Annotated in this window: 25 protein-coding genes; 5 read left to right on the forward strand and 20 right to left on the reverse strand. The window is 67.7% G+C overall.

The features are described 5' to 3' along the window. Positions 1-15: 15 nt before the first annotated feature. Positions 16-723 carry an inorganic pyrophosphatase gene (locus G6032_RS10090; RefSeq protein ID WP_165281995.1) on the reverse strand — a complete coding sequence of 236 codons (708 nt, stop codon included), beginning with the start codon at positions 721-723 and terminating at the stop codon, positions 16-18. 63 nt (positions 724-786) lie between these two features. Here G6032_RS10090 and G6032_RS10095 point away from each other — a divergent pair, with 63 nt between their 5' ends. Continuing rightward, the gene (locus tag G6032_RS10095) at positions 787-1,353 is read left to right on the forward strand and encodes a DUF2878 domain-containing protein (protein WP_165281996.1); all 567 of its coding nucleotides are present in this window, start codon (positions 787-789) and stop codon (positions 1,351-1,353) included. Here G6032_RS10095 and G6032_RS10100 read toward each other — a convergent pair. From G6032_RS10100 to G6032_RS10115, 4 genes are read right to left on the reverse strand one after another with little or no spacing between them, the layout of a single operon-like run. Further along, positions 1,333-2,298 (reverse strand): beta-ketoacyl-ACP synthase III, encoded by a 966-nt coding sequence (locus G6032_RS10100; RefSeq protein WP_165281997.1) that lies wholly within the window; start codon positions 2,296-2,298, stop codon positions 1,333-1,335. The genes G6032_RS10095 and G6032_RS10100 overlap by 21 nt on opposite strands. Further along, positions 2,295-3,323, reverse strand: coding sequence for a phosphate acyltransferase PlsX (gene plsX / locus G6032_RS10105; protein WP_165281998.1), 1,029 nt, complete (start codon positions 3,321-3,323; stop codon positions 2,295-2,297). The genes G6032_RS10100 and plsX overlap by 4 nt, the downstream gene beginning before the upstream one ends. Positions 3,324-3,378: 55 nt before the next feature. Next, positions 3,379-3,570 (reverse strand): 50S ribosomal protein L32, encoded by a 192-nt coding sequence (gene rpmF, locus G6032_RS10110; RefSeq protein ID WP_165281999.1) that lies wholly within the window; start codon positions 3,568-3,570, stop codon positions 3,379-3,381. A 19-nt stretch (positions 3,571-3,589) separates the two neighbouring features. Next, positions 3,590-4,102, reverse strand: a complete 513-nt coding sequence (locus G6032_RS10115; protein WP_165282000.1) for a YceD family protein — start codon at positions 4,100-4,102, stop codon at positions 3,590-3,592. Positions 4,103-4,219: 117 nt separating this feature from the next. On the opposite strand from G6032_RS10115, the gene G6032_RS10120 reads away from it, so the two are divergent. Next, entirely contained in the window at positions 4,220-4,831 is a 612-nt protein-coding gene (locus G6032_RS10120) for a nucleoside triphosphate pyrophosphatase (protein ID WP_165282001.1), read from the forward strand. A gap of 29 nt (positions 4,832-4,860) precedes the next feature. On the opposite strand, the gene G6032_RS10125 is transcribed toward G6032_RS10120, so the two are convergent. Both G6032_RS10125 and rluC read right to left on the reverse strand, forming a co-directional pair. Further along, on the reverse strand, positions 4,861-5,526 hold the full coding sequence (locus G6032_RS10125) for an HAD-IA family hydrolase (RefSeq protein ID WP_165282002.1): 666 nt from the start codon (positions 5,524-5,526) through the stop codon (positions 4,861-4,863). Continuing rightward, a complete protein-coding gene (rluC, locus tag G6032_RS10130) occupies positions 5,519-6,478 on the reverse strand; it encodes a 23S rRNA pseudouridine(955/2504/2580) synthase RluC (protein ID WP_165282003.1) in 960 nt (319 codons plus the stop codon). Before rluC ends, G6032_RS10125 begins: the two co-directional genes overlap by 8 nt. A 421-nt stretch (positions 6,479-6,899) precedes the next feature. Here rluC and G6032_RS10135 point away from each other — a divergent pair, with 421 nt between their 5' ends. Further along, the gene (locus G6032_RS10135) at positions 6,900-9,527 is read left to right on the forward strand and encodes an Rne/Rng family ribonuclease (protein WP_206211910.1); all 2,628 of its coding nucleotides are present in this window, start codon (positions 6,900-6,902) and stop codon (positions 9,525-9,527) included. 6 nt (positions 9,528-9,533) lie between these two features. Here G6032_RS10135 and G6032_RS10140 read toward each other — a convergent pair whose 3' ends face one another. Beyond that, entirely contained in the window at positions 9,534-10,031 is a 498-nt protein-coding gene (locus G6032_RS10140) for a low molecular weight protein-tyrosine-phosphatase (RefSeq protein WP_165282004.1), read from the reverse strand. Between the two features lie 107 nt (positions 10,032-10,138). On the opposite strand from G6032_RS10140, the gene G6032_RS10145 reads away from it, so the two are divergent. Further along, positions 10,139-10,426 (forward strand): hypothetical protein, encoded by a 288-nt coding sequence (locus tag G6032_RS10145; protein ID WP_165282005.1) that lies wholly within the window; start codon positions 10,139-10,141, stop codon positions 10,424-10,426. Here the strand turns inward: G6032_RS10145 and kdsB are convergent. From kdsB to G6032_RS10190, 9 genes are all read right to left on the reverse strand, one after another. Next, complete coding sequence (gene kdsB / locus G6032_RS10150) at positions 10,389-11,165, reverse strand: 3-deoxy-manno-octulosonate cytidylyltransferase (RefSeq protein WP_346763794.1); 777 nt, start codon at positions 11,163-11,165, stop codon at positions 10,389-10,391. The genes G6032_RS10145 and kdsB overlap by 38 nt on opposite strands. Then, positions 11,162-11,359, reverse strand: a complete 198-nt coding sequence (locus G6032_RS10155) for a Trm112 family protein (protein ID WP_165282007.1) — start codon at positions 11,357-11,359, stop codon at positions 11,162-11,164. Before G6032_RS10155 ends, kdsB begins: the two co-directional genes overlap by 4 nt. 3 nt (positions 11,360-11,362) lie before the next feature. Then, positions 11,363-12,370: a tetraacyldisaccharide 4'-kinase gene (lpxK, locus tag G6032_RS10160; RefSeq protein ID WP_165282008.1), complete on the reverse strand. Its 1,008-nt coding sequence runs from the start codon at positions 12,368-12,370 to the stop codon at positions 11,363-11,365. Continuing rightward, on the reverse strand, positions 12,367-14,115 hold the full coding sequence (gene msbA / locus G6032_RS10165) for a lipid A export permease/ATP-binding protein MsbA (protein ID WP_346763795.1): 1,749 nt from the start codon (positions 14,113-14,115) through the stop codon (positions 12,367-12,369). The genes lpxK and msbA overlap by 4 nt, the downstream gene beginning before the upstream one ends. Before the next feature lie 8 nt (positions 14,116-14,123). Beyond that, complete coding sequence (locus G6032_RS10170) at positions 14,124-14,540, reverse strand: biopolymer transporter ExbD (protein WP_165282009.1); 417 nt, start codon at positions 14,538-14,540, stop codon at positions 14,124-14,126. After that, positions 14,537-15,199 (reverse strand): MotA/TolQ/ExbB proton channel family protein, encoded by a 663-nt coding sequence (locus tag G6032_RS10175; protein WP_165282010.1) that lies wholly within the window; start codon positions 15,197-15,199, stop codon positions 14,537-14,539. Before G6032_RS10175 ends, G6032_RS10170 begins: the two co-directional genes overlap by 4 nt. A 176-nt stretch (positions 15,200-15,375) precedes the next feature. Beyond that, a complete protein-coding gene (locus tag G6032_RS10180) occupies positions 15,376-16,326 on the reverse strand; it encodes a porin (RefSeq protein ID WP_165282011.1) in 951 nt (316 codons plus the stop codon). A gap of 86 nt (positions 16,327-16,412) precedes the next feature. Continuing rightward, positions 16,413-17,096 (reverse strand): C-GCAxxG-C-C family protein, encoded by a 684-nt coding sequence (locus G6032_RS10185; protein WP_165282012.1) that lies wholly within the window; start codon positions 17,094-17,096, stop codon positions 16,413-16,415. Positions 17,097-17,767: 671 nt separating this feature from the next. Continuing rightward, positions 17,768-20,071, reverse strand: coding sequence for a DNA internalization-related competence protein ComEC/Rec2 (locus G6032_RS10190; protein ID WP_165282013.1), 2,304 nt, complete (start codon positions 20,069-20,071; stop codon positions 17,768-17,770). Positions 20,072-20,075: 4 nt separating this feature from the next. On the opposite strand from G6032_RS10190, the gene G6032_RS10195 reads away from it, so the two are divergent. Then, positions 20,076-20,612: a DUF2062 domain-containing protein gene (locus G6032_RS10195; protein WP_165282014.1), complete on the forward strand. Its 537-nt coding sequence runs from the start codon at positions 20,076-20,078 to the stop codon at positions 20,610-20,612. A gap of 6 nt (positions 20,613-20,618) precedes the next feature. Here the strand turns inward: G6032_RS10195 and lolD are convergent, their stop codons facing one another. The 3 genes from lolD to G6032_RS10210 are packed head-to-tail and all read right to left on the reverse strand — an operon-like array spanning position 20,619 to position 23,785. Next, positions 20,619-21,305: a lipoprotein-releasing ABC transporter ATP-binding protein LolD gene (gene lolD / locus G6032_RS10200; protein WP_165282015.1), complete on the reverse strand. Its 687-nt coding sequence runs from the start codon at positions 21,303-21,305 to the stop codon at positions 20,619-20,621. Continuing rightward, complete coding sequence (locus G6032_RS10205; RefSeq protein ID WP_165282016.1) at positions 21,298-22,545, reverse strand: lipoprotein-releasing ABC transporter permease subunit; 1,248 nt, start codon at positions 22,543-22,545, stop codon at positions 21,298-21,300. Before G6032_RS10205 ends, lolD begins: the two co-directional genes overlap by 8 nt. Further along, positions 22,538-23,785 (reverse strand): lipoprotein-releasing ABC transporter permease subunit, encoded by a 1,248-nt coding sequence (locus tag G6032_RS10210; RefSeq protein WP_165282017.1) that lies wholly within the window; start codon positions 23,783-23,785, stop codon positions 22,538-22,540. The genes G6032_RS10205 and G6032_RS10210 overlap by 8 nt, the downstream gene beginning before the upstream one ends. Positions 23,786-23,854 lie beyond the last annotated feature (69 nt).

The following is a 23,854-nucleotide window of genomic DNA, read 5'->3' on the forward strand; positions in this document are numbered from 1 at the left end:
ACCGGCCGGCCGGCTTCAGCCGTCGTCGCCTTCCTTCGCGTCGCCGCCGGAATCCCCCCCGCTCATCATGCTTTCCTCGAGCTTTTCCCAGGCCCGGTGGCTGGCGCCGAAGGCATCCTGGTAGTCGCGGATGGCCGCCGTGACGACCTTGGCGGCATGCTCCCGGCCGTAAGTCGCGGTGATCTCGACGCCCGAGGTCATGTTCGGGCCCATCTTGTAGGTGCTGAAGTAGTGCTGCAGCCGCTGGATCATGACATGCGGCAGGTCGCTGATGTCCTTGGCTTCGCTCCAGACGTTGTCGTTGCGGAGCACGGCGATGATCTTGTCGTCGGCCTCGCCGCCGTCGATCATCTGGATGCCGCCGATGACGCAGGTATTGAGGAGGATGTCGCCGCGCTCGATCTGTCGCTCGCTGATCACGCAGATGTCCAGCGGGTCCCCGTCGGCGCGCTTGGCGCCGGGCGTCAGCTTGCGCACCCGCTCATCGCAATAGGTCTGCGGCACGAAGCCGTACAACACGGGCGGCGCCGCCGAGGTGCGCTGCGGGCGATCCACGATGGTGTAGCCTGACACCTTGTCGACTTCGTATTTCACGAGATCGAAGGGGGTGATCTCGATGTACGCGCGCACCTCGAAGGGCGGGTTCGTTCCCGGCTCGAGCCCATGCCACGGATGTGGCCGCCAGCTATGGAACGGCTCGGCCCGGTCTTTTTCGTCACTCATCGCCCCTGAACCTCCTGTAGACACACACGAATCCGCCCGGCCGGGCGGTCCGAACAAGCTTACATGAACACACTCGCTTCGCCCGCCCCCGCCTGGCTTCCCGTCGTCGCCAATGCGGTGGGTTTCAACATCGTATGGGCCGTCACGGTCTTCGGCGCCGCCGCCGGACTGGCGTGGGCCGGCCCGGCTGCAGTACTCATATTCGCCGCCCTGCAGGTCTCCATGTCGGCGCGTCCCCATTACGACGTGGCGGCAATGGCCGTATTCGCGACGGCGGGAATCGCCATCGACAGCGCCTGGTCGCTGTCCGGCGCGCTCAGCTACGCCGCCGGCTGGCCGTCCCCGCATTTTGCGCCGATCTGGCTGGTGACGCTGTGGGCGGGCTTCTCGCTCACACTGGGACACTCGCTGGCGTGGTTGCGTCCGCGCCTCGCGCTGGCCGCCGCTTTCGGTTTCTTCGGCGGCGGCTTCTCCTACTGGGTCGGCGCGCGTCTCGGCGCCGTGGAACTGGCGATCCCCGGCCCCCTCTACGGGCTGCTCGTCGGGCTGTGCTGGGCCGTGGCGCTGCCGTTGCTCATCCGCGCAACCGACGTGGTCGCGCAGCGCCGCCTACCAGCGAACCAGTGCTGACCCCCAGGTAAAGCCTCCGCCGAAGGCCTCGAGCAGCAACAGGTCGCCGGACTTGATGCGCCCGTCCCGCACGGCCACGTCGAGCGCCATCGGCACCGAGGCCGCCGAGGTGTTGCCGTGGTCCTGCACCGTCAGGATGACCCGCTCCATCGGCAGCTCGAGCTTTTTCGCCGTCGCCTGGATGATGCGGATGTTCGCCTGGTGCGGGATGAGCCAGTCGATGTCTTTTTTCTGCAGCCCGTTCGCCAGAAGCGTCTCGTCTACGATCCGTCCGAGCGTATTGACCGCGACCTTGAACACCTCGTTGCCCTTCATCTGGATCGAGTTCGCGCCCCCCACCGGCTGCATGCCGAGCGACACCCCGGTCGGGAAATACAACAGGTCCTTGTACTGGCCGTCCGCGTGCAGGTGGGTCGAGACCAGCCCGGGGGCGGAATCCGCGCGCAGCACCACGGCCCCGGCGCCGTCACCGAACAACACGGCGGTGGTGCGGTCCGTCCAGTCGGTGATGCGACTGATGGTCTCGCCACCCACCACGAGCGCGGTCCTGGCGCTGCCGGACTGGATGAACTTGTCGGCCACCGATAACGCATAGAGGAAACCGGTGCAGGCGGCCTCGACACTGAACGCGGGGCAGCCGTGCATGCCGAGCCGGCTCTGCAGCAGCACGCCGACGTTGGGAAACACCTGGTCGGGCGTGGTCGTGCCCACCACGATGAGATCGATCTCCTCGGGCCCGACGCCCGCCGCCTCCAGTGCATTCCGCGCGGCATGTTCGCAGAGATCCGTGGTGCCCTGGCCTTCCAGCGCGATGTGCCGGCGCTCGATGCCGGTGCGGGAACGGATCCATTCGTCGCTGGTATCGACCAGCTTCTCCAGGTCCGCATTGGTGACGATGTTCTCGGGGAGGTACCGCCCGGTGCCGATGATGCGCGAATAGATCATTCCGAGTGCTCCGGGAAGGTGTATTCCGCCATCACGCGACCGATCCGGGTCGGCACGCCCTGTTGCGCCTCGAGCACCGCCGTGGCGACGGCCGTGGCGAAAGCCGTCTCGTCGGCCCCGCCGTGGCTCTTGATCACGATGCCCTGCAGGCCCACGAAACTGGCGCCATTGTAGCGCCGCGGGTCGATGCGTGCGGCGAGCGAGCGAAACAGCGGCGCCGCGCCGAGCGCCATGGCCCGGCTCAGGATGCTGCGCTTGATCTCCTCGCGCGTGATCCGGGCCAGCATCCGCGCCGTGCCCTCGATCGTCTTGAGGGCGACATTCCCGGTAAACCCGTCCGTGACCACCAGGTCCACGCGTCCCGACATGATGTCGGTGCCCTCGACGAAACCCTCGTAGTTCAGACGGCTTTCCCGCAGCCACTGGTGGGCATGCTTCAGGGTGCTGCTGCCCTTGATGTCCTCCGTGCCGATATTCAACAGGCCGATCCGCGGCTTCGCCACCCTGTGCAGGTCGCTGGCCACGATATCGCCCATCACGGCGAACTCGCACAGCTGGCGTGCCGTGCACACGGAATTGGCGCCGAGATCGAGCATCAGGGTCTGTCCGCCGAGCGCCGGGATCGCCGAGATGATGGCGGGCCGGTCGACACCCGGCAGCATCTTGAGGACGAACTTGGCGGTCGCCATGAGGGCGCCCGTGTTCCCCGCGCTGACACAGGCAGCGGCCCGTCCGTCCTTCACGAGATTGATCGCGACCCGCATCGAGGAATCCCGCTTGCGGCGCAGGGCCTCGCCCGGTGGCTCGTCCATGCTCACGACCTGTGAAGCGGCCTCGATGGTCACCCGGGCGCGCAGCCCGGCCGAGCGGTGCTCGACGAGCGGCTCCAGCTGCTCGGGCAATCCCACGAGTATGGCGCGCAATTCGGGTCGCCGGCGCAACAGGTCCAAGGTGGCACCGACGGGCACCGCGGGCGCGCTGTCTCCGCCCATGGCGTCGATCGCGATGGTCAGCGGCTGGGACATGGAACCGGGGTGGCGTCGAGGGCGAAGGCGCGCGGCCGCGGCAGGCCGACGACGGCTATTCCTCGTCCACCACCGTCGCGACTTCGATGACCTTCTTGCCGCGGTAGAAACCATCGGCCGTCACATGATGACGTCGATGGGTCTCGCCGCTGGTCGGATCCACTGACAATGCCGGCGCGCTGAGCGCGTCGTGGGAGCGACGCATGCCGCGCTTCGAGGGGGTCTTTCTGCTCTTTTGTACAGCCATGGTGGCGTTGCTCCGTCAATCAATTCTTGCGCTTGAGTTCCGCGAGCACCGCGAACGGGCTCGACGACTTTTGCCCGCCGTCCGCGGGCTCCAGGGCCGCCAGCTCGTCGGCCAGCGTCCCGCAATCTTCGCTCCGCTCATGTACCGGGAAAACCGGTATCGAAAGCAGGGCCTCGTCCTCGAGCAGTTGCCTCAGCGTCACGCCCGGCTCCGGCTCGCAATGCTCGAAGCCCGCCGCTGCTGCGCTCGGTCCGAGCTCGTTCCCGGCGCCGAAGAACAGCTTCGGTCGCGCCACCAGGTCGAGCGCCAACGGCTCCAGGCAGCGCTGGCAAAGGCAGCCCAGCCTGAATCCGATCTCGCCTTCCAGCAGCGGCGCGCCGTTCGCGTCCGGCTGGAACCGGACGTCGACGCGAACCCGCTGCGCCGAGACGTCCCCGGCTTCGTCCACCGCGGCCAGCCGCGCCCATTCCCGCAACGGGGTTTCCACGCACACTCGCAAGCCCCTGGCCGCGAACGCCTTCGGCTCGAGCAATCGGTCAAGCTCGGCGGACATAAGCCGGCTAGAATATCTAGGGACGGCTTTCCTGTCAAAGCCCTGAAAGCTGTAAAGTTTTGCTCCCCGGCCGCTCACCGCGATAGGCTTGCGCTCATGAACCAGGTTTCGTCCCATCAGCCCCCCGTCCCCGAGTTGCTGCTGGCGTCCGCTTCGCGCTACCGCCGCGCGCTGCTCGAACGCCTCGGCGTCCCCTTCACACAGGTCGCTCCGGACATCGATGAAACGATCGGCCCGGACGAGACACCGGCCGATGCCGTATTGCGGCTCGCCCGGAGCAAGGCGCAGGCCGTGCTCGCCGGGCATCCGGATGCCATCGTCATCGCCTCGGACCAGGTCGCGCTGCGCGGGGACGAGATTCTCGGCAAGCCGGGCAATGCTGAGCAGGCGATCCGGCAGCTCTCCCTGTCGGCCGGCCGGCAGGTCGAGTTTTTGACCGGCGTCTGTGTCATCCGCGGCGACCGCCCGAACGACCCGGCAGAGCACATGGACATCACGCGTGTCGTCTTTCGTCCGCTCGCGCCGGAGGAAATCCGGGATTACGTCGAGCGCGACGCACCGTTCGACTGCGCCGGCAGCTTCCGCGCGGAAGGACTCGGCATCGCGTTGTTCGAGCGGATCGACAGCCAGGACCCGACCGGGTTGATCGGTTTGCCCTTGATCTGGCTCGCGCAGGCTTTGCGCCGACTCGGGGTCCCCGTGCTATAGCGCGTCTCTGGTGCGTTTGCAGCGCGACTCTAGCGCGCGAGCGGTTCGCCCAGCACGGCCAGCAGCTCGTCGATGGCGCCGAGGCAGGCGAGCGGCGCAAAGGCATGAAGTCGCTCGGCCGCATGCGCACCGTAACTCACCGCGATCGCCGCCACCCCGGCACGCCGTGCCATCTCCAGGTCCCACTCGGTGTCCCCCACCATCAGGGTCTCGTCGGGACGTGCACCGACCTCGTCCATGAGTTCCAGCAACATGTCGGGGTTCGGCTTGGAGCGCGTGTCGTCGGCGGTACGCGTGCCCGCCATGAAACGCACCAGTCCCGTCGCCGCCAGCTCGCGTTCGAGGCCCACCCGACTCTTCCCGGTCGCCACGCCGAGCAAAAAGCCCCGGCCCGCCAGTGTCTCGACGACCTCCGCGGCCCGGGCGAACAGCTGGCTGGCCTGCCGCTCCGGCGCGAGAAAATGATCGCGATAAGCCTCCACGAAGGGCGTGAAGTCGTTTGCGCCGAGCTCGGGGAACAAGCGCTGCCAGGATTCCCGCAGGCCCAGGCCGATGATGTCGCGGATCGCTTCCGGAGAGCGTGCCGGGAAGCCGAGTTGCGCGATCGCGCCGGTGGCTGCGGCGACGATGTGCCCCGTCGAATCCATCAGGGTGCCGTCCCAGTCGAACACCACCAGGCGCGTGCGGCTACCCATGGTGGGACTCCAGCCTGGAGAGCACCTCGCGGAGGTCCTCGGGCAGCGGGGCCGAATACATCTTCCATTCACCGCTGACCGGGTCTTCCCAGCCGACCGAAGCGGAATGCAGGAACAACCTCTGCAACCCCAGTTCCCGCATCTTGCGGTTGTAATCACGATCCCCGTAGCGCTCGTCACCGGCCAGCGGGTGCCCGGCCTCTGCGGCCTGCACCCGGATCTGGTGCGTGCGCCCCGTCATGATGCGCACTTCCAGCAACGAAGCCGCGGAACCGATCTCGACCGGGCGAAAAATGCTCGCCGCCGTCTTGCCGGTCTCGTCCACCGTCACCACCCGCTCGCCGCCGCGCACGGTCTTTCGCAACCGGTCCTCGAGGCGCACCTGCCCGGCTTCCCAGCGGCCCTTCACCAGCGCGAGGTAGCGCTTTTCCACGCGCCCCTCGCGCAGCAGTTCGTGCAGGGCGCGCAGCATGCTGCGTCGCTTGGCGATCAGCAGGCAGCCGCTGGTCTCGCGGTCGAGCCGGTGCACCAGCTCCAGATAGGGCGCGTCCGGCCGCGCGGCGCGCAGCGCCTCGATGACCCCGTGCGACAGCCCGCTGCCCCCGTGCACCGCGATCCCGCTGGGCTTGTCGAGCACGATGAGCCGAGTGTCCTCGTGCAGGATCCGGCCTTCGAGCTCCAGCCCCGCAGATCGTCCCCGTCCGGTCGGGGCCCCCGGTTCCGGACGACGCACCGGAGGCAGGCGCACTTCATCGCCCGCCTGGAGGCGATAGTCCGGCTTCGCCCGCCCCTTGTTGACCCGGACCTCGCCCTTGCGCAACAAGCGATAGACATGGGACTTCGGCACACCCTTGAGGCGCGCAAGCAGGAAATTGTCGAGTCGCTGGCCGGCTTCGTCTTCCCCGAGGGTGACGAATTGCACGGCCGGACGTTGATCTGCGACAGGGGGCACCAAATTCTCCTCCCGGATTCAGGAGCTTAGCAATTGCTGGGGCGTCGGGCGGTTGCTATAGTACGCCACGGGCCACGCGACACGCTCCACGTAAAATCTTCCTGGACGTACGCGAGGCCGCTGGTTACGGGCCGGTCGCGGACCATTCGCTGGCCGGCATGCATTTTATTTTTCCACCGTTCGGTCGATGCCCCCTCCTGCCTCCGTTTGGCGGTTGTCCAGGAATCGGGGAGGCACAACAGGCCGCGGGCGGTGCCCGGCACGGATGAAATGATCGGCTTACTGCACTTGGTCATGACCGCTTTCCTGCCGAACCTGCACGTCGGGTGCGCTTCAACGCGCCCGATCACGCCCCGCGTCCGCATGCCCGCCCCCGCTTACGGGAGGTTCTCGGCCGAACCGGATCTGCGAGTCCCTATCCATGAAAAGAATGCTGGTGAACGCAACTCAAAGAGAGGAGTTGCGTGTGGCCGTGGTCGACGGCCAGAAACTCTACGACCTCGACATCGAGATCCCCTCCCGCGAACAGCGTAAGGCGAACATCTACAAGGGGCGCCTGACGCGCCTCGAGCCGAGCCTGGAAGCCGCCTTCGTCGAATTCGGCGCCGAGCGACACGGTTTCCTGCCGCTGAAAGAGATCTCGCCCGAGTATTTCCGTGACACCGACCGCAACGGCGGCAAGGTCAATATTCGCGACGTACTGCGCGAAGGCCAGGAAATCGTGGTGCAGGTCGAGAAGGACGAGCGCGGCAACAAGGGGGCTGCGCTGACGACCTTCCTCAGCCTCGCCGGGCGTTTCCTCGTGCTGATGCCGAATAATCCGGGCGCCGGCGGCGTGTCACGCCGCATCCAGGGCGACGAACGCGACGCCGTGCGCGAGGCGATGGACGGCCTCGAGGTGCCTGAAGGCATGGGTGCGATCGTGCGCACGGCGGGCGTGGGACGCAGCCTCGAGGAACTCCAGTGGGACCTCGACAACCTGTTGCAGGTCTGGGAGGCCGTCAAGCGGACGGCCATCGAGCGCCCGGCGCCGTTCTTGATCTACCAGGAAAGCAACGCGATCCTGCGCGCGCTGCGCGATCATTTCTCCAGCGAGATCGGCGAGATCCTCGTCGACGATGCCGAGGTCTACGAAGAAGCGCGCCTGTTCATGGAACGGGTGATGCCGCAGAACCTGCGCAAGCTGAAGTACTACGACGACACCGTTCCGCTGTTCACGCGCTACCAGATCGAAAGCCAGATCGAGAGCGCCTATTCGCACACCGTCGAACTGCCCTCCGGCGGCAGCGTCGTCATCGATCACACCGAGGCACTGCTGTCCATCGACATCAACTCGGCGCGCGCCACGAAGGGCGACGATATCGAGATGACGGCGCTGAACACGAATCTCGAGGCCGCGGACGAAATCGCCCGCCAGCTGCGGATCCGGGACCTGGGCGGCCTCATCGTCATCGACTTCATCGACATGGGCCCGCAGCGCAACCAGCGTGAAGTCGAGAACCGCCTGCGCGACGCCGTGAAAATGGATCGCGCCCGCATCCAGATCGGCAAGATCTCGCGCTTCGGCCTGCTGGAAATGTCGCGCCAGCGCCTGCGACCCTCGCTCGGCGAGTCCAGCCATATCATCTGCCCGCGTTGCCAGGGCCAGGGCGCGATCCGCAGCGTCGAGTCGTTGTCCCTGTCGATCCTGCGCCTCATCGGCGAGGAATCCCGCAAGGAGCGCAGCTCGCGGATCATCGCCGAGGTCCCCGTGGACGTCGGCACCTACCTGCTGAACGAGAAACGCGGCTGGATCGGCGAAATCGAGCAGCGCGACGACGTGCAGATCGTGGTCGTGCCCCGCGAACAGCTGCAGTCGCCGAATTACGCCATCCGCCGGGTACGCGACGATGCCGTGGGACTGCCGGAGAACGCGGGAGTCAGCTACCAGCTGCAGCTTGCCGACATCGCGGCGCCGGACGACACGACACCCGGCCTGAAACCCACTCGCAAGCCCGAGCAACCGGCGGTGTCCGGGATCGTGCCGGCGACGCCCGTGCCCACTCCCCAGCAGCCCGCCGCAGCCGAAGCTGCAGCCAGGCCGGGCCTGTGGGCGCGCCTGGCTGCCTGGTTCGCAGGCATGCGGGCCGACAAGACCGCCGGGGCAGAGAAGACGCCCTCGCGCTCGACCAACGGCAAGGAAGCCGGCCGCAACGCACGGCAACGGGATGACGAGCGGCGCAAGCGAAGCGATCGGCAACGTTCCGAGTCCGGCCGCCGCAGCCGCGGCGGACGTGGCGGCAAGGACGGCGGCCGCGACCAGGGCCGCGAGCGGAGCAAGGAAGGTGGCCGGGAACGCCAGCGCGACCAGGAGAAGGCCGCCCGGCAGCCATCGGCGCAGGAATCTTCCCGCCAGCGCGATACCGCGCCGACGCCTGAAGCCAAGGCATCGGCCGAGCCGCCACCGCCGCCAAGCGAAACCCGGAGCACGGCCGAGGGCGAACCGCGCACGAAACGACGCCGTCGTCGTCGCGGGGGACGCAAGACCCGGCCCGACGCCCAGCAGCAGGAAACGAATACGGGCGGCGAAAATGCCGGGGGCGGCGGCGCGCCAGCATCCGATGCGTCCTCCGAGAACGCCGTCCCGGCGAAGCCTTCGACGAACGGCTCGCCCGCGCCCGGCGGCTTGCCGGTGAAGGCCCCGGCCGCCGGCATCCCGGTGGCCGCCGGACCGCGTTCGGAGCCGAAGCCTGAGCCGAAGCCTGAGCCGAAGCCTGAGCCGAGGCCCGAGCCGAAGCCCGAGCCGAAGCCCGAGCCGAAGCCCGAGCCGAGGCCTGAGCCGAGGCCTGAGCCGAGGCCCGAGCCGAGGCCCGAGCCGAAGCCCGAGCCCGAGCCCAAGCCCGAGCCCAAGCCCGAGCCCAAGCCCGAGACCAAGCCTGAGCCGAGGCCCGAGCCCAAGCCGGTCGCCACGGATGGGCAGCGCAGCCTGCCGATCGAGCCGGCCGGTGAGCGCGTCGCGCCGGCGCCGCCACCGCAGAAGCCTGCGGATCCGCCGCCGGGCAGCGGCTAGTCGGAATCAGCGCAGCGTGCGCCGGACATCCTCGACGAGTCCGGCGCACGCTGCGGTGACCAGGTCGAGCACCTGCTCGAAGCCGTTCTTGCCCCCGTAATAAGGATCAGGCACGCCTTTGGTGCCGGAGTCCCCGCCGTACTCGAGCAGCAAAGCCAGGCGGGCCCGCGCGTCGTCCGGACGGATGCGCTCCAGGTCGGCCAGGTTGTCCTCGTCCATCGCCAGGATCAGGTCGAAACGCGCGAAGTCCTCGGCAACCACGCGCCGCGCCCGCAAACTGCCAAGGTCGAAACCGCGCGCCAGGGCGGCCGCCGCTGCGCGTCCGTCGGGAGGCGCTCCGTGGTGAAAGCCTATGGTGCCCGCCGAATCGATGTGGATTCGCTCCGCGAGCCCTGCATCAGCTGCAAGCTTGCGGAACACCGCCTCCGCGGTCGGCGACCGGCAGATATTTCCCAGGCACACGAAAAGCACCGAGAACTTCACGCAATCTTCTTCTGCCGCCATTTCTTTCCGTCCGTCCGCTGCCGTATCAGTCACGAATCGGGAATATTCTAACCGTTCCCCGACGCGCTCGATGCGTTCTGCACGGCTCTGCGGCTATGATGAAGCGCATGAGCGAAGCTTCCGCCCTGCTGAATCGCCTGCGCCCCCTGGTCGGCAGGGAACTGCGTTACCAGGGATTGAGGTGCACGCTGGTCGAGATCATCGATCAACCACCGATGCTGGTGCTGCGGCCGATCGGCGCCGAGCCGGTCATCCAGGCGGACAAGTTCGGCAAGCCGCTGCGCCACGCCCCGCCGTTGTTCGAACTGCCGATGTTTGCGCCGGACGGCACTTCGCTCTCCGCCGAATTGCGAATGATCAACCTGCCGGAGAGCGATCGCCGAGCAATCGACTGACCCGCGCAGCATCCGCCGCGGTATCGACACCCGCCGGCGGCACCTCGAGTGCGCCATCGACCTGGATCCGCATCCCCAGCCACAAAGCCCGCAGCTGCTCCAGGCGCTCGATTTTTTCCACTGCGCAGTGGCCTGCGCCGGCCAGGCGGTGCAGCGCTGAGACGCGATAACTGTAAAGGCCGACGTGCCGCATCGCGCCGGCGTGGCGTTCCTGCGAAGCGGGCCCGTGAGGCGCACCGTCCCGATGCCAGGGCACGGGCGCCCGGCTGAAATACAACGCGGCGCCATCCGCCCTGCTCACCACCTTGACCACGTTCGGGTCCAGGTACTCCTCGAGCGTATGGATCGGCGTGGCCAGCGTGCCGATATCGGCATCCGGATGCAGCTGCAGCAGTTCCGCGACCTGGCGCACCAGCGCCGGCGGCAACAGCGGTTCGTCGCCCTGGACATTCACCACGATATCGTCGTCAGCCCAGTCCCGGCGCACTGCGACTTCCGCGATGCGGTCCGTCCCGCTGGCGTGGGCCTCGTCCGTCAGGCACACCTCGGCGCCGAAGCGACGGCAGGCCGTCGCGATGTCGTCGTGATCGGTGGCGATGAGCACCTCGTTCGCCCCGCTGCTCATCGCGCGCTCCCAGACCCACTGCACCATGGGGCGCCCCGCCATCGCGAGCAGCGGTTTGCCCGGCAGCCGCTGCGATGCGTAGCGAGCCGGGATGACGACACGAAAACCGCTCACCGCCGCTGCTCCATCTCGAGCAATTCCGGTTGCGAAACCTCGCGGGCGGCGCCCACGAGCAACACCGGCACATCGTCGCGGATCGGCCATGCCAGGCGATCACCCCGGCAGACCAGCTCCTGCTGTTCGCGGCGATGGACGAGTGGGCCCTTGCAGATCGGGCAGGCGAGGATGTCGAGCAGTCGATGGTCCATCGTTCAAGCTTCGCGCATGCCGAGCCGGCGCGCCAGTGCCTGCCGGAGGCGAGGTGCGTCGGCCCCCAGGTCGGCGGTGACCGGAACCTCCCAACACGCCGCCGACGCCGGGGTGCGTGCGCAGCGCGCCGCGTCCTTGGACGTCATCAGGACCGGAAGGCCGTCCTGCGGCGCCAGCAATCCCTCGGGCACGTGGGCGTGATCCGGCAGGGGATGCGGGACGACCTCCACGCCATGGCGCGCCAGGAAATCGAAAAAGCGCTGCGGGTGACCGATGCCGGCGATGCCGTGAACCGGACCCGGCGCGAATGCCGCGAGCGGCTGCCGCGCCGAGGCGTCGATGCGTACCGCCTCCTCGCCGACCAGCGACATGCGTACCGCCCCGGGGGGGCAATGACCCTCGCCGTTGCACACCACGAGGTCCGCTTCTCCGAGACGCGCAGGCGGCTCGCGCAACGGTCCGGCAGGCAGGCAGCGACCATTGCCGAGTCCGCGCGCGCCATCGACGACCACGATTTCGAAATCCCGCCGGAGGCGGTAATGCTGCAGGCCGTCGTCCGCCACGATGACATCGGCCCCGCCTGCAGCCGCGGCGCGCGCCGCGGCGAGACGATCCCGGCAGATCCACACCGGGCAGGCCGTGGCGTTCGCCAGCAGCAGCGGCTCATCGCCGGTGAACGCCGGATCATCGTGCTCGCGGACGCGGTGAGGATGGCGCGGCTCGGCGCCACCATAACCCCGGCTGACGAGCGCCGGCCGGCGCCCGAGCTCGACGAGCAGCTGCGCGACCAGGATCACCAGCGGCGTCTTGCCGGCGCCCCCCACGGTGAGGTTGCCGACGATCACCACCGGCACGCCAGGGTGGCCGGAGCGCAGAAAGCCGCGCCGGTAAAGCCCCCTGCGGGTCCTCACGACAAGCCGGTAGAACGGCTCCAGCAATCGCGCCCAGGCCGGCGGCCCGGCCTCGGGGTCGTACCAGGCGCCGGTCAGCCGCTCGCGCCAGGCGCTCATGCCAGCTGGAACTGCATCCTGTGCAGCCCGGCATAGACGCCGTCCAGCGCCATGAGCTCCTGGTGCGCCCCGATCTCGACGATCCGGCCGCGGTCCATGACGACGATGCGGTCGGCGTTCTCGATGGTGGACAGGCGGTGCGCGATGACGAGCGTCGTCCGGTTCTGCATCAGGGCTTCCAGCGCGTCCTGGATGTGGCGTTCCGACTCGGAATCCAGCGCCGAGGTCGCTTCGTCGAGCACCAGGATGGGCGCGTTTTTCAGCAAGGCGCGGGCGATGGCCACGCGTTGCCGCTGGCCGCCCGACAAGGTGACGCCACGGTCCCCGACCTGGGTTTCGAGGCCGTCCGGGAACCGGTCGGTAAACTCCAGCACGTGGGCCGCGCGGGCCGCGGACTCGATCTCTGCGGCACTCGCGTCGCGCATCGTGCCGTAAGCAATATTCGCCCGAATGGTGTCGTCGAACAGCTTGACGTCCTGGCTCACCAGACTGACCTGGCGCCGCAGGTCCGCGCGCCGGTAGACGCGGACGTCCTGCCCGTCCACCGACACGACGCCGCTGGTCGGATCGTAAAAGCGCGGGATCAGGCTCACCAAGGTGCTCTTGCCGCTTCCCGAGCGTCCGACGATCGCCAGGCGCTCGCCCGCCCCGACCTTCAGGTCGATGTGCTCGAGCACCGCGCCCTTTTCCTCCTGGTAGACGAAACCGACATCGCGAAACTCGATTTCGCCACGTGCACGATCCAGCGCCACGGGACCGCCCTCGTCCTCGCCCGGCGCATCGAGCAGTTCGAAGATGCTCTGCCCGGCCGCGATACCCTGCTGCAGCGGACCGTTGATGTTGGTGAGGTGCTTGAGCGGCGCCATGATCAGCAGCATGGCGCCGAGAAAGGAGACGAAATCCCCGACGCTGAGCCCGCCGCTCAAGTCGTCGCGCGTCGCGACGAAGACGACGCCGGCGATCCCGACGGCCGCGACCAGCTGCACCACGGGCTGGCTGGCCGCCTTCGCCGCCGCCAGCTTCATGTTGAGCCGCCGGTTCCGTTCGTTGACCTTTTCGAAGCCCTCGACTTCCTGCGTTTCCCCGTTGAAAACCTTGACCACCCGGTGCGCTTCGAGCACCTGTTCGGCGGCCTGCGTGACGTCGCCCATCGAGTTCTGGATCCGGGTGCTGTAGCGACGGAACTTGGTCGACAGGAGCCGGATGATCATGCCGATCAGCGGGGCGGTGATCAGCACGAACAACGTCAGTCGCACGTTGATCCAGAACATGTAGCCCAGCAGCCCGAGGATCGTCAGCACGTCCTTGAACAGCGTGGTCAGGACCTGGCTCGCGGCCTGGGCCACCTGCTCGATGTTGAAAGTCAGCCGTGAAAGCAGCGCCCCCGTGGAACTGGTGTCGTAGAAGCCCGTCGGCAGCACCAGGAACTTGGCGAACACCTCGCGGCGCATGCGCTTGATCACCTGCCGGCCGACCCAGCTCATGGAATAGACCGCGACGTAGTCCGCGATGCCGCGCACGAGAAACACGAGCAGGATCAGCAACGGCACCCAGCGGATGAAGTCGGCGTCCCGCGCCACGAAGCTCTGGTCCGTCACCAGCTTGGTCAGGTAGACGAACCCTGTCTGGCTGGCCGCGTAGATCGCCATCGCGATGATGGCGGCCACGAACATCGGCAGGTACTCCGCCGAATAGTCGAGCAGCCGCCGGTAGACGGCGCCTGCCCGGTCAGGAAGCGCATCCACGCGCGGCTTCACTCGGGCTCACTGACCGTGGCGATCATGATCCGGCTGAACCCGAGCCGGCCGACGATGTCCATCGCCGTGACGACGGACTGGTGTGCGGCGCGCGCATCCGCGCGGATCGTGACGGGCAGTTCGCGTTGTTCGCCGGCCACCTGTTCGAGCGCCCGCTGCAGGGTCTCCGGGCGACGATTGACCAGTTCCTGGCCGTCGACGAAGTAGTCGCCGGCGGCACTGACCACGATCTCGATCTGGGCCGCGGGTTCCTCGCGTGGCATCGCCTCCGCCTGGGGCAGCTGCAGGCGAATCTCGGTGGCCTTTATGAAACTGGTCGAGACCATGAAAAACACCAGCAGCAGCAACACCACGTCGATCAGCGAGGTGAGATTGATCTCGGGCTCGTCCCGCGATTTCGTGCGCAGGTTCATGTCGTCGTGCGCCCCGGCGCCGTCACGCGCCCCGGCGCCACCGCGACATCGGCGGGTGGCGTGCCGTGCAGGGCATCGACGAGCTTCATCGCTTCCTTTTCCATCTCGACCACCAGCGCATCGACGCGTCCCCGCAGGTAGCGGTAGGCGATGAGGCTCGGAATGGCCACGCACAACCCGGCCGCGGTGGTGATCAACGCCTCCGATATGCCGCCCGCCAGGACCCCGGGATTGCCGACGCCGGCGGTGGTGATGGCGGTAAAGACCTTGACCATGCCGATGACGGTGCCGAGCAGCCCCAGCAAGGGCGTCACCGCGGCAATCGTGCCGAGGGAGTTCAGGTAGCGCTCGAGCTCGTGCACGACGTGGCGCCCGGTGTCCTGCACGATCTCCTTGAGCACGTAGCGGCTCTGGTGACGATTGGCGAGCCCCGCCGCCAGCACGCGGCCCATCGGCGAATTCGCCGCGAGCACGGCGAGGTGCTTCTGGTCCAGCTGGCGGTCCCTTGCCCAGTCCCACACCCGCATCGTCATGTCCTTTGGCAGCACGCGGCGGCGCTGCAAGGTCCAGATGCGCTCGAGGGTGATGGCCACGGCCACGATGGAGCAGAGGATGATGGGCAGCATCAGCCACCCGCCCGCCTGGATGATTTCGATCATGGAGCCTCGCGACGGTGCAGTAGCCGCCGATGATACCGGCAACCGTCGGTTGCGAGCCACCGCCGCCCGGCCGCGCGCGCAGGACGCGAGGCGCCGCGGAATGCAGACGGGGCCCCGCAGGGCCCCGTCTTGAGTCGGAGATCGCGTTCGCGACGAGTACCGCGAACGCGCACGCCTCAGAAGCGCAGTTCTCCGCCGACGCCGAACAGCGTCTCGTTGTCACCGTTGTCGACGTTGGTGAAGGTCACGCCCGTGTAAAGCTTGGCGTTCTTCGCCAGGGCCTTGTTCAGCGCAAGCCGGAACCAGGTGTCGTCGGAATCGAAGTTGGCGCCGGCCGCGGCGTTGCCGCTGAGGCCATTGGCGAACGGCAGGTTGCCCATCAGGAACAGCCGGTCGCCGCGGACGTTCGCCGGCCCGCCGTCCACGTAGCCGTCGCGCATCTCGTACTGTGCCGTGAATGCCACCTTGGCGATCGTCATCCTCGCACCGATCTTCGCGTTCTCGTCGCCGCTGTCGGCGGCGTTGTTCCAGCCGGCCCAGACGTCGGCACCGCCGATCTTGCCGGTGAGCAGGATGGCGGCGTCGTTCACCGAGTCGCCATTGGCATCGGTGGTCGGGTTGTATTGCACCTTGATACCGATCCCGCCCAAGGTATTGGAATACTGGATGATGTCGTTGACGAAGGACTGCGAGCCATAGCGACCGCCACCCACCGCCACCGTGTTGCGCGCCTCCAGGAACGTCGTGATGTAGGGGTCCTTCTCGACGTTCTTGAGCACGCCCGCCATGCGCCCGGCCTGCACCGCACCGAAGTTGCCGCGGATACCCACGTAGCGGTCGCGGTACTCGGGTCCGAAGCGGGGCTGTCCGTCGCTCTTTATGCGGTCACGCATATCCAGCGCGAGGCGGCCGAACATCGTGACTTCACCGGCTTCCTGCGAGGCGTCGATCTGGAAGCGCGCGGTGCCGTTGTCGCTCAGCGAGCGGGTGTTGTCGTCGTCGTCTTCCAGCACGAGATCGAGTGCGACGCGCCCGGAAAACTTCACCTCGGCCCCCACCGCAGCGGATACCGGCAAGGCGAGTACGGCCGCTACGCCGGCCGCAATCCATACGTTCTTGCTTTTCATGATAATTAACGCTCTATCCTTGATGAATTTGAGAAACGGGCTCGCCCAGGGTCGCGACGAGCCCGCTCTTTGCTCGATGGTCGGGACTACAAGTCGTGCTTCTCATGGCAGGCGAAGCAGTCCATCTTGCTTTGCGAGTTCTCCAGGTAGCTCGCCTTCTCCGTATGGCAGCTGCGGCATTCCTGGACCTCTTCCGTGATCGGGTACGCCGGGACGAAGGTGTTGGCCGCCTGCGCGTTCAGCAGCTGGGTCACCTTGCGGCCCACCGACGCCGCCAGCTGGCCGCAACGGTCGGACCGCTCGGGCGTGAAAGCGCCCTTGCCGGAAGTCTTCGTCCACGCGTCGATCGAGACATGGCAGAGGATCGAATTCGACACGGCCCCCTCGATCTCGAATTTCGGGTTGTCCGGCGCCCAGTCAGGCAACGACGTGCGCTCGAACCAGCCGTACAAGTCGTCGATCAAGGGACGCGGATTCGGCGAGATCAGGTTCAGCGCGTAGGCGCCGCCGTTCATCGTGCCGCAGATCGAACCCCAGCCGTTCACGCCGGCAAAGCCGTACTCGAGCGCCGCTGTCGGCCACGTGAGATACGGACCGCCGACCTTCTCAGACAACGCGCGGACGAGCCCTTCCACGACGCTGTACATGCAGTGACCGTGCTGGAAAGCTTCGTACGTGAGGTTGCCCACGTAATCCGGATCGAGAGGCGCGTACGGCAGCGCCTGGTGCTTCAGCTTGCCCTTCTCGTTCAAAACCGGCGGCGGCCGCACGGACGGTGTGTCCGCTCCCCCCAGGCTCGGCCTGAATACCATTGTTGCGCCAACGCCGCCGGCGATGACCCCGAGTGCTTGCCTTCGTGAGATCGTCATAGTTTTTCTCCGAGTTCCTTTCAGATCGACACGGCCATGCCGCGTCGCCGATGCGGAAATCGTTGCCGCGGGTATGCCGTCGCATCGGTTTCCGGAAGGGGATTCTGTAAGCCCGGCACTTGTTTTTAATCCGCTAATGTACGTAGATCGCATGTAAGGACTTGCCGAAATTAACGGCGCCTCGATCGATCCGGTCATTTCCCGCGATTCAACGCGGTGGGATTTCAAAAAAAAGGGGCTTCGCCGAACACGGCTGAAACCCCTGGAAGAATGGGGCGGGGCCCCGCTTGCTTCAATCGATAACAGGCTCGAGGGTGTCGTTTGCGATCCCGTCTCTTCCATCGCTACCGGCTGATGGAGACCCGGTTTCCCGACCGCGCTTTCACCTCGACTTAGATAGAATTCTGCGCACACGCCGGCCCAGCAGGAATACGCATGATTCGCTAAGTAACTCTCGTAACAAGCTTTTTATTTCTATCCAAGTAACTGAATACTGTGGCGTATTATTTCTGTAATAAAAATGCCTCGTTAAATTAACCTTCAAAATGGCTCGTTGAATGCCATTGGCCGCATTACCGGGCGCAGTCGAGCCACGCCCGGCAGGCGGCCTGGCGACGCAGCACCGGCCGCGACGGACCCGCGGGCGGAAAGCGCATGACGATCTCGCCGTGGCGCTCGGTGGACAGGGGCACGGCGCCGGCGGCCTGCCACCGGTCGACCACCGTCGCTGCCGGGAAACCCCAGCGATTGCGCCAGTTGGTCGAGAACACGACCCAGGCCGGCCGGGTGGCAACCACCAGCGCGGGACCCGACGAGGTCTTGCTGCCGTGGTGAGGTGCGATCACCACGTCTACCGGAATGCGCCCTGTCGCGTCCAACAATGCCCGTTCACCCCCGGCCTCGATGTCCCCCGTCAGGAGCACTCGCCCGCCGGGCCCTTCGACCAGCAAAACGCAGGAGCCGTCGTTCGTGCCGCCGCGAAACGTTTCGGCCGGATGCAGGACACTGAAGCGAACACCGTCCCACGACCATGCAAGCCCGGGGCGGCACATGTTCTGCGTCACGGAAGAGGTGTCGTGGCCACCCCAGGCCATGGCGCCCGGGAACGCCGCGTTTATCGTCCTTGCACCGCCGATGTGATCCGCGTGCCCGTGGCTGATCACCAGCACGTCGAGACGACGGATCCCCAGCGCGCGCATCGCCGGCACGACGCTCCACGCCGCTGCGTCCCCGCCCGGCCACGCCGCGGCGGTGTCGTACAGCAGCACCTTGTTCCGGGTTCGCACCATGACCGCCAGGCCGTGCCCGACATCGAACACCCGCAACTCGAAGCCGCCGGCCGGCAGTTGTTGCGGCCCGGCCAGCGCCAGGGGCGCCAGCAGGATCAGCCCGAGGCCGCGTCCCGGGGCGGGACGCGGCAAAAGCGACCAGGCGGCCCCGACCGCCGCCAGCGCCAGCGCGACGCCATCGGGTGCGGTCATCGCCCGCGAGGCCAGCGGCCATGCCGCGACGGCATCGATGGCGACGAGCGCGTAGTCCGTGGCCTGGGCCGCGAACATGAACAGTGCTGCGGCGAGACCGGGCAGGACGCCCGACAGCGCGACGCCGAGCAGGGCCGGCGGCACCACCAGCGCGCTGAACCAGGGCACGGCGGCGAGGTTGGCGAGCGGCGCCACCAGCGAAACCCGGCCGAACCACGCCACCGTGCACACCAGCATCCCCACCCCGAGGGCTGCCTGGATACGCAGCACGGCGACGAGCCGCCCGGGAGCGGCGCGCCTTGCGGCGACCACGGCAAGAATGGTCGCCACCGCCCCGAAGGACAGCCAGAGCCCGGGGTCCATGACCGCCAGCGGGTCTGCCGCCAGCACGATGACCAGGGCGCCGCCCAGCGCCCCGGCCGGGGAGACGCCACGGCGCATGACGAAGGTCGCCAGGCCGAACGCCGTCATGAGCGTGGCCCGGCGCGCCGAGACCGGCGCACCCGCAAGCAGGCAGTAGAGCACGGCGGTCACCAGCGCCCCGAGCGCCGCCCAGTCGCGAACCGGTCTTCGGGCGGCGCCCCAGCGGCGCCCGGCGGCGCCGAAAAGCAGGCCGCCGAGCGCGGCGGCCAGGCCGATGTGCAAGCCGGAGATGGCCAGCAGATGACCCGTGCCCGTGGCCGCCAGCGCGTCTCGCGTCGTCGCGTCCAGGCCGCCGCGAAAGCCCAGCGTGATCGCTGTCAGCACCGCCGCCGCACGCGGGTCGGGCACGGCCGCGGCGATCGCTGCCGCCGCACGGCCCCGCACATGCAACAGCCCGTCCGCCTTTGCCGCGATGAACTGCCCGCCCTCCGGTCCGCTGGCATAGCCGGTGGCGCCGATGCGCTGGCGCAGCAGGCCCGCCTCCCGACTCGGGCTGCCGGTATTGAGCAGCCCGCGCGGCCGCTGCAGCTTGGCCCTGAAACGCCATCGCTCACCGACCCGGGGCAACGCCGTCGGCTCGTACCAGGCGAGACGGACGCGACGCGGCAGATCGTCGGGCCCCTCGATGCGGACGATCATCACCAGCCGTCGCGTCTCCTGCCGTGGCAGGTCCGCGATGACACCGGCGAACTCGACCTGCGACCCGTCCAGCGCAGCGTCGAGCCGGTCACCCAGCGCAGCGGCCAGGGCGAGGCTCGCGAACAGGCATCCCGACCCGAGTCCCGCCAGCAGCATCCGCCCTCGCAGCAGCGCGACGAGAATCGCAGCGGCCGCCGGAATGCAGGTCCAGCCTGGCAGCGGCGCCGGCATGCGCAACGCCAGCCAGGCGCCGGCGAGCATCGAAATGCCGAACGCCGTCACGGCCGTGTCGTGCGTGCCTGCGTGATAATCTGCGGCCACACGGTTGAACATGGCGATGCCCCGAAAATTCCTGAATCGCGTGCTGCCCGCCCGGGCCTACCTTCGGGAACAATGGTTCCTGCGGCCGTTCGACGCCCTGCTGCACGATCCGGCGTTATGGGCGACCCATCGTAAGAACGTGCTCAAGGCTTTCGCACTCGGTCTTTTCGGGTGTTTCCTGCCGATTCCCGGGCAGACACTCCTGGTGGTCAGCATCGCGCTCTGGCTGCGGGTCAATCTCCCGGTGACCGTCGCCGCCTCCTGGATCGCCAACCCCGTCACCAGCGGCCCGCTGTATTACGCCTGTTACCGGCTGGGTTCGTGGCTGCTCGACAGGTCGCCGGGAACGTTCCGCATCGAATTCAGCTTCGACTGGTTGTGGTCGGAAATAGAACGCATATGGCAACCGCTGCTGCTGGGCTGCCTGGTGCTCGGGATCGTCGTGACGGGGGTTTCGGTGTTCGTGCTGAACCAGTTGTGGATCCGTGCCTCGCGCCGCCGCTTCGAGCAACGCCGGGACCGCTCCCGGTGGGCGCGGTTCGGACCCCTTTGAGCTCGTTCAGGCCGGCCGCAGGCGACCGTCGACGAGCTCCAGCACGCGACCCATGCGCTCCGCCAGGGCGAGGTCGTGGGTGACGACCACGAGCGCGGTGCCGAGCTCCCGGTTGAGCTCCAGCATCAGCTCGAAGACGCGTTCCCCGGTGCGCGCATCGAGGTTGCCGGTCGGTTCGTCGGCCAGCACCACGGCGGGTCGCGTGATCAGCGCGCGCGCCACCGCGGCGCGTTGGCGTTCGCCCCCGGACAGCTTGGCCGGCCGATGCGACAGCCGCTCGCTCAGTCCCACGCGCGCCAGCAGCGCCTCGGCTTCCTGCGACGCCGCCGGGATCGCCATGCCGCGGATGAGCAGCGGCATCGCCACGTTCTCCAGTGCCGAGAACTCCGGCAACAGGTGATGGAACTGGTACACGAAACCCAGCGCGCGGTTGCGCAATACGCCGCGCTCGGCGTCGTCCAGCGCGGACAGTTCGCGTCCCTGCACACTCACGGTGCCGCTCGACGGCAGGTCGAGTCCGCCGAGCAGCTGCAGCAAGGTCGTCTTGCCCGAACCGCTCGCCCCGACGATGGCCAGCCGGTCGCCGGGCATCACGTCGAGTTCCACGTTGTCGAGCACCTCGACGGTGTTGCCGCCCTCGACGAAACGCTTGCCGAGCGCGCGGCAGGATAATGCCGGGGTGGATTCATTCATGCCGCAGAGCCTCCGCCGGCTGGCTGCGCGCCGCGCGCCAGGCCGGATAGATCGTGGACAGCACGGCCAGCACGAGGGCCGTGCCGCAGATGCGCAACACGTCGCCGAGGCGAAGCTCGGCGGGCAGGTCGCTGATGAAATACACGTCGGCGGCGAGAAAAGTCGTGCCGACGGCCGCCTCCAGCGCGCGCACCAGTTGCTCGATGTTCAGGGCGAGCACCGTGCCGAGCAACAGCCCCGCCAGGGTGCCGGCCACGCCGATGAGCGCCCCCTGGATGACGAACACGCGCATGATTCCCCTGGGCGAGGCGCCGAGCGTGCGCAGGATCGCGATATCGCCCTGCTTGTCTTTCACCACCATGACGAGCGTGGAGACGATATTGAATGCCGCCACTGCGACCACCAGCAACAGGATCGTGAACATCATCTGCTTGGACAGCTGGATGGAGCGGAAGAAGTTGACGTGCTGCCGGGTCCAGTCGCTGACATAGAACCCCCCGCCGAGCTCCATCGCGACGCGCCGCGAAACCTCGGGGGCGAGAAACATGTCGTCGAGCGCGAGGCGCAGTCCCGTGACGCGCGACTCCATGCGCCACAGGCGTGCGGCGTCCTCGAGGTGGACGAACGCGAGTCCGCGATCGAATTCGTACATGCCGGCCTCGAAAATTCCGCTCACCGTGAAGCGACGCAGCCGGGGGGCGAGGCCCGCCGGCGTCACCGTGCCCTGGGAGATGGCGAGCACCACGCGATCGCCGACGCCGACCCGGAGTTCCCGCGCCAGCGCGCTGCCCAGAATGATGTTCCAGTCACCCGGCGCCAGGTCGTCCAGCGTGCCGCTCAGCAGTTTCTCCCCCAGCGCGGAGACGCGGCGCTCCTCGGCCGGGACGATGCCCCGCACGATCGCACCGCTCACCGCCTCCCCTTGCAGCAACATGGCTTCGCCCAGCACGTAGGGCGCAACGGCCGTGACATCCGGGTTCGCCTCGACCTCGGCACGGACCCGCTCCCAGTCGGCCAGCCCGTCGCCGAAACTCTCCAGCGAGGCATGGGAAGTCAACGCCAGGATGCGGGTGCGCAACTCGGTTTCGAAACCGTTCATGACCGAGAGCACCACGATCAGCACGGCGACGCCGAGCGCCACGCCCACGATCGAGATGCTGGAAATGAACGACACGAAGCGGTTGGTGGTGCGCGCCCTGAGATAGCGTGCGCCGACGAACCAGGACCAGCGGTTATTCATAGCGCAGCGCCTCGGCCGGTTCGGTGCGCGCCGCGCGCCACGAGGGATAGATCGTGGACAGCACACAGAGCACGAGCGCGATACCTGTCACCAGCAGCACCTGGGCGCCGCGCAGATCGGACGGCAGGCGCGTGATGTAGTAGACCTCCGCCGGCAGCACGCTGAAGCCGAACAGCGACTCCAGCGCGGGCATCACGGTGCCCACGTGCAGCGCCAGCGGCACGCCGGCCAGCACGCCGAGCAGCGTACCGGCGGCGCCGATCGCGGTGCCCTGCACCAGGAAAACACGCATGACGCGTCCTGGCGAAAGACCCATGGTGCGGAGGATGGCGATCTCGGCGCGCTTGTCCGTCACCACCATCACCAGCGTGGCGACGATGTTGAACGCCGCCACCGCGACCACCAGCGACAGGATCAGCGTCATCATCGTTTTTTCGATCCGCACGGCGCGAAAATAACTGGCGTTCTCCTGCGTCCAGTCGCGGGCCTCGAAATCCGGGCCGAGGTCCGCCGCGATCGAGCGGGCGATGCGCGGGGCCGCGAACAGGTCTTCCAGCTCGATGCGGACGCCAGAGACCTCGCCGGGACGTCCCCGCGCCGCCGCGGCGTCCGCCAGGTGCGTCAGTGCCAGCAGACCGTCCTGTTCCTCCATGCCCACATCGAATAACCCGACGACGGTGAACCGCCGCAGCCGCGGCACGAGGCGGGCCCCGGTCTCGCTGCCGGTGGGCACGAGCAGCGTGACGGAGTCCCCCAGCCCGACGCGCAGCCGGGCCGCCAGCAGGCGTCCCAGCACCAGGCGGTCGCTGCCCGCCTCCAGGAGCTCGAGGGAACCGGTCACGAGGTGCTGCTCGATGCGCGAGACGGCGGATTCGAGGGCCGGGTCGATGCCGCGCAGCAAGGTCCCCTTGAGCAGGCCGTCATGCGCGAGCATCGCCTGCACCTCGACGAACGGCGCCGCGCCCTCGACCCCGGGCATGGCCGCGACCCGGTCAACCACGGGAGACCAGTCCCGCAGCCGGCCGTCCGGTGCCACCACGACCGCATGCGAGGTCAGGTTCAGCAGCCGGTTGCGCAGCTCCTGCTCGAAGCCGTTCATCACCGAGAGCACGACGATCAACGCGGCCACACCGACCGCCACGCCGAGCAACGAAACCATCGAGATGAAAGACACGAAGCGGCTCGCGCGCCGCGCGCGCAGGTAGCGGAGACCGATGCAGAGTGTGAGAGGACGAAACATGGCGCGCCATTAAATCACAGCATCGGCCGCAAAATGAGACATCGATGTACTCCCCGGGTCCGCAGCGGT

It is taken from the genome of Wenzhouxiangella sp. XN24, assembly GCF_011064545.1.
Classification (GTDB): Bacteria; Pseudomonadota; Gammaproteobacteria; order Steroidobacterales; family XN24; genus XN24.

Excerpts from the sequence above, each read along its gene's own strand:
- G6032_RS10090 (WP_165281995.1), bottom strand. The coding sequence starts at position 723 with ATGAGTGACGAAAAAGACCGGGCCGAGCCGTTCCATAGCTGGCGGCCA.
- G6032_RS10095 (WP_165281996.1), top strand. The coding sequence starts at position 787 with ATGAACACACTCGCTTCGCCCGCCCCCGCCTGGCTTCCCGTCGTCGCC.
- G6032_RS10100 (WP_165281997.1), bottom strand. The coding sequence starts at position 2,298 with ATGATCTATTCGCGCATCATCGGCACCGGGCGGTACCTCCCCGAGAAC.
- plsX (WP_165281998.1), bottom strand. The coding sequence starts at position 3,323 with ATGTCCCAGCCGCTGACCATCGCGATCGACGCCATGGGCGGAGACAGC.
- rpmF (WP_165281999.1), bottom strand. The coding sequence starts at position 3,570 with ATGGCTGTACAAAAGAGCAGAAAGACCCCCTCGAAGCGCGGCATGCGT.
- G6032_RS10120 (WP_165282001.1), top strand. The coding sequence starts at position 4,220 with ATGAACCAGGTTTCGTCCCATCAGCCCCCCGTCCCCGAGTTGCTGCTG.
- G6032_RS10125 (WP_165282002.1), bottom strand. The coding sequence starts at position 5,526 with ATGGGTAGCCGCACGCGCCTGGTGGTGTTCGACTGGGACGGCACCCTG.
- G6032_RS10135 (WP_206211910.1), top strand. The coding sequence starts at position 6,900 with ATGAAAAGAATGCTGGTGAACGCAACTCAAAGAGAGGAGTTGCGTGTG.
- G6032_RS10140 (WP_165282004.1), bottom strand. The coding sequence starts at position 10,031 with ATGGCGGCAGAAGAAGATTGCGTGAAGTTCTCGGTGCTTTTCGTGTGC.
- G6032_RS10145 (WP_165282005.1), top strand. The coding sequence starts at position 10,139 with ATGAGCGAAGCTTCCGCCCTGCTGAATCGCCTGCGCCCCCTGGTCGGC.
- G6032_RS10155 (WP_165282007.1), bottom strand. The coding sequence starts at position 11,359 with ATGGACCATCGACTGCTCGACATCCTCGCCTGCCCGATCTGCAAGGGC.
- lpxK (WP_165282008.1), bottom strand. The coding sequence starts at position 12,370 with ATGAGCGCCTGGCGCGAGCGGCTGACCGGCGCCTGGTACGACCCCGAG.
- G6032_RS10170 (WP_165282009.1), bottom strand. The coding sequence starts at position 14,540 with ATGAACCTGCGCACGAAATCGCGGGACGAGCCCGAGATCAATCTCACC.
- G6032_RS10175 (WP_165282010.1), bottom strand. The coding sequence starts at position 15,199 with ATGATCGAAATCATCCAGGCGGGCGGGTGGCTGATGCTGCCCATCATC.
- G6032_RS10180 (WP_165282011.1), bottom strand. The coding sequence starts at position 16,326 with ATGAAAAGCAAGAACGTATGGATTGCGGCCGGCGTAGCGGCCGTACTC.
- G6032_RS10190 (WP_165282013.1), bottom strand. The coding sequence starts at position 20,071 with ATGTTCAACCGTGTGGCCGCAGATTATCACGCAGGCACGCACGACACG.
- G6032_RS10195 (WP_165282014.1), top strand. The coding sequence starts at position 20,076 with ATGCCCCGAAAATTCCTGAATCGCGTGCTGCCCGCCCGGGCCTACCTT.
- lolD (WP_165282015.1), bottom strand. The coding sequence starts at position 21,305 with ATGAATGAATCCACCCCGGCATTATCCTGCCGCGCGCTCGGCAAGCGT.
- G6032_RS10205 (WP_165282016.1), bottom strand. The coding sequence starts at position 22,545 with ATGAATAACCGCTGGTCCTGGTTCGTCGGCGCACGCTATCTCAGGGCG.
- G6032_RS10210 (WP_165282017.1), bottom strand. The coding sequence starts at position 23,785 with ATGTTTCGTCCTCTCACACTCTGCATCGGTCTCCGCTACCTGCGCGCG.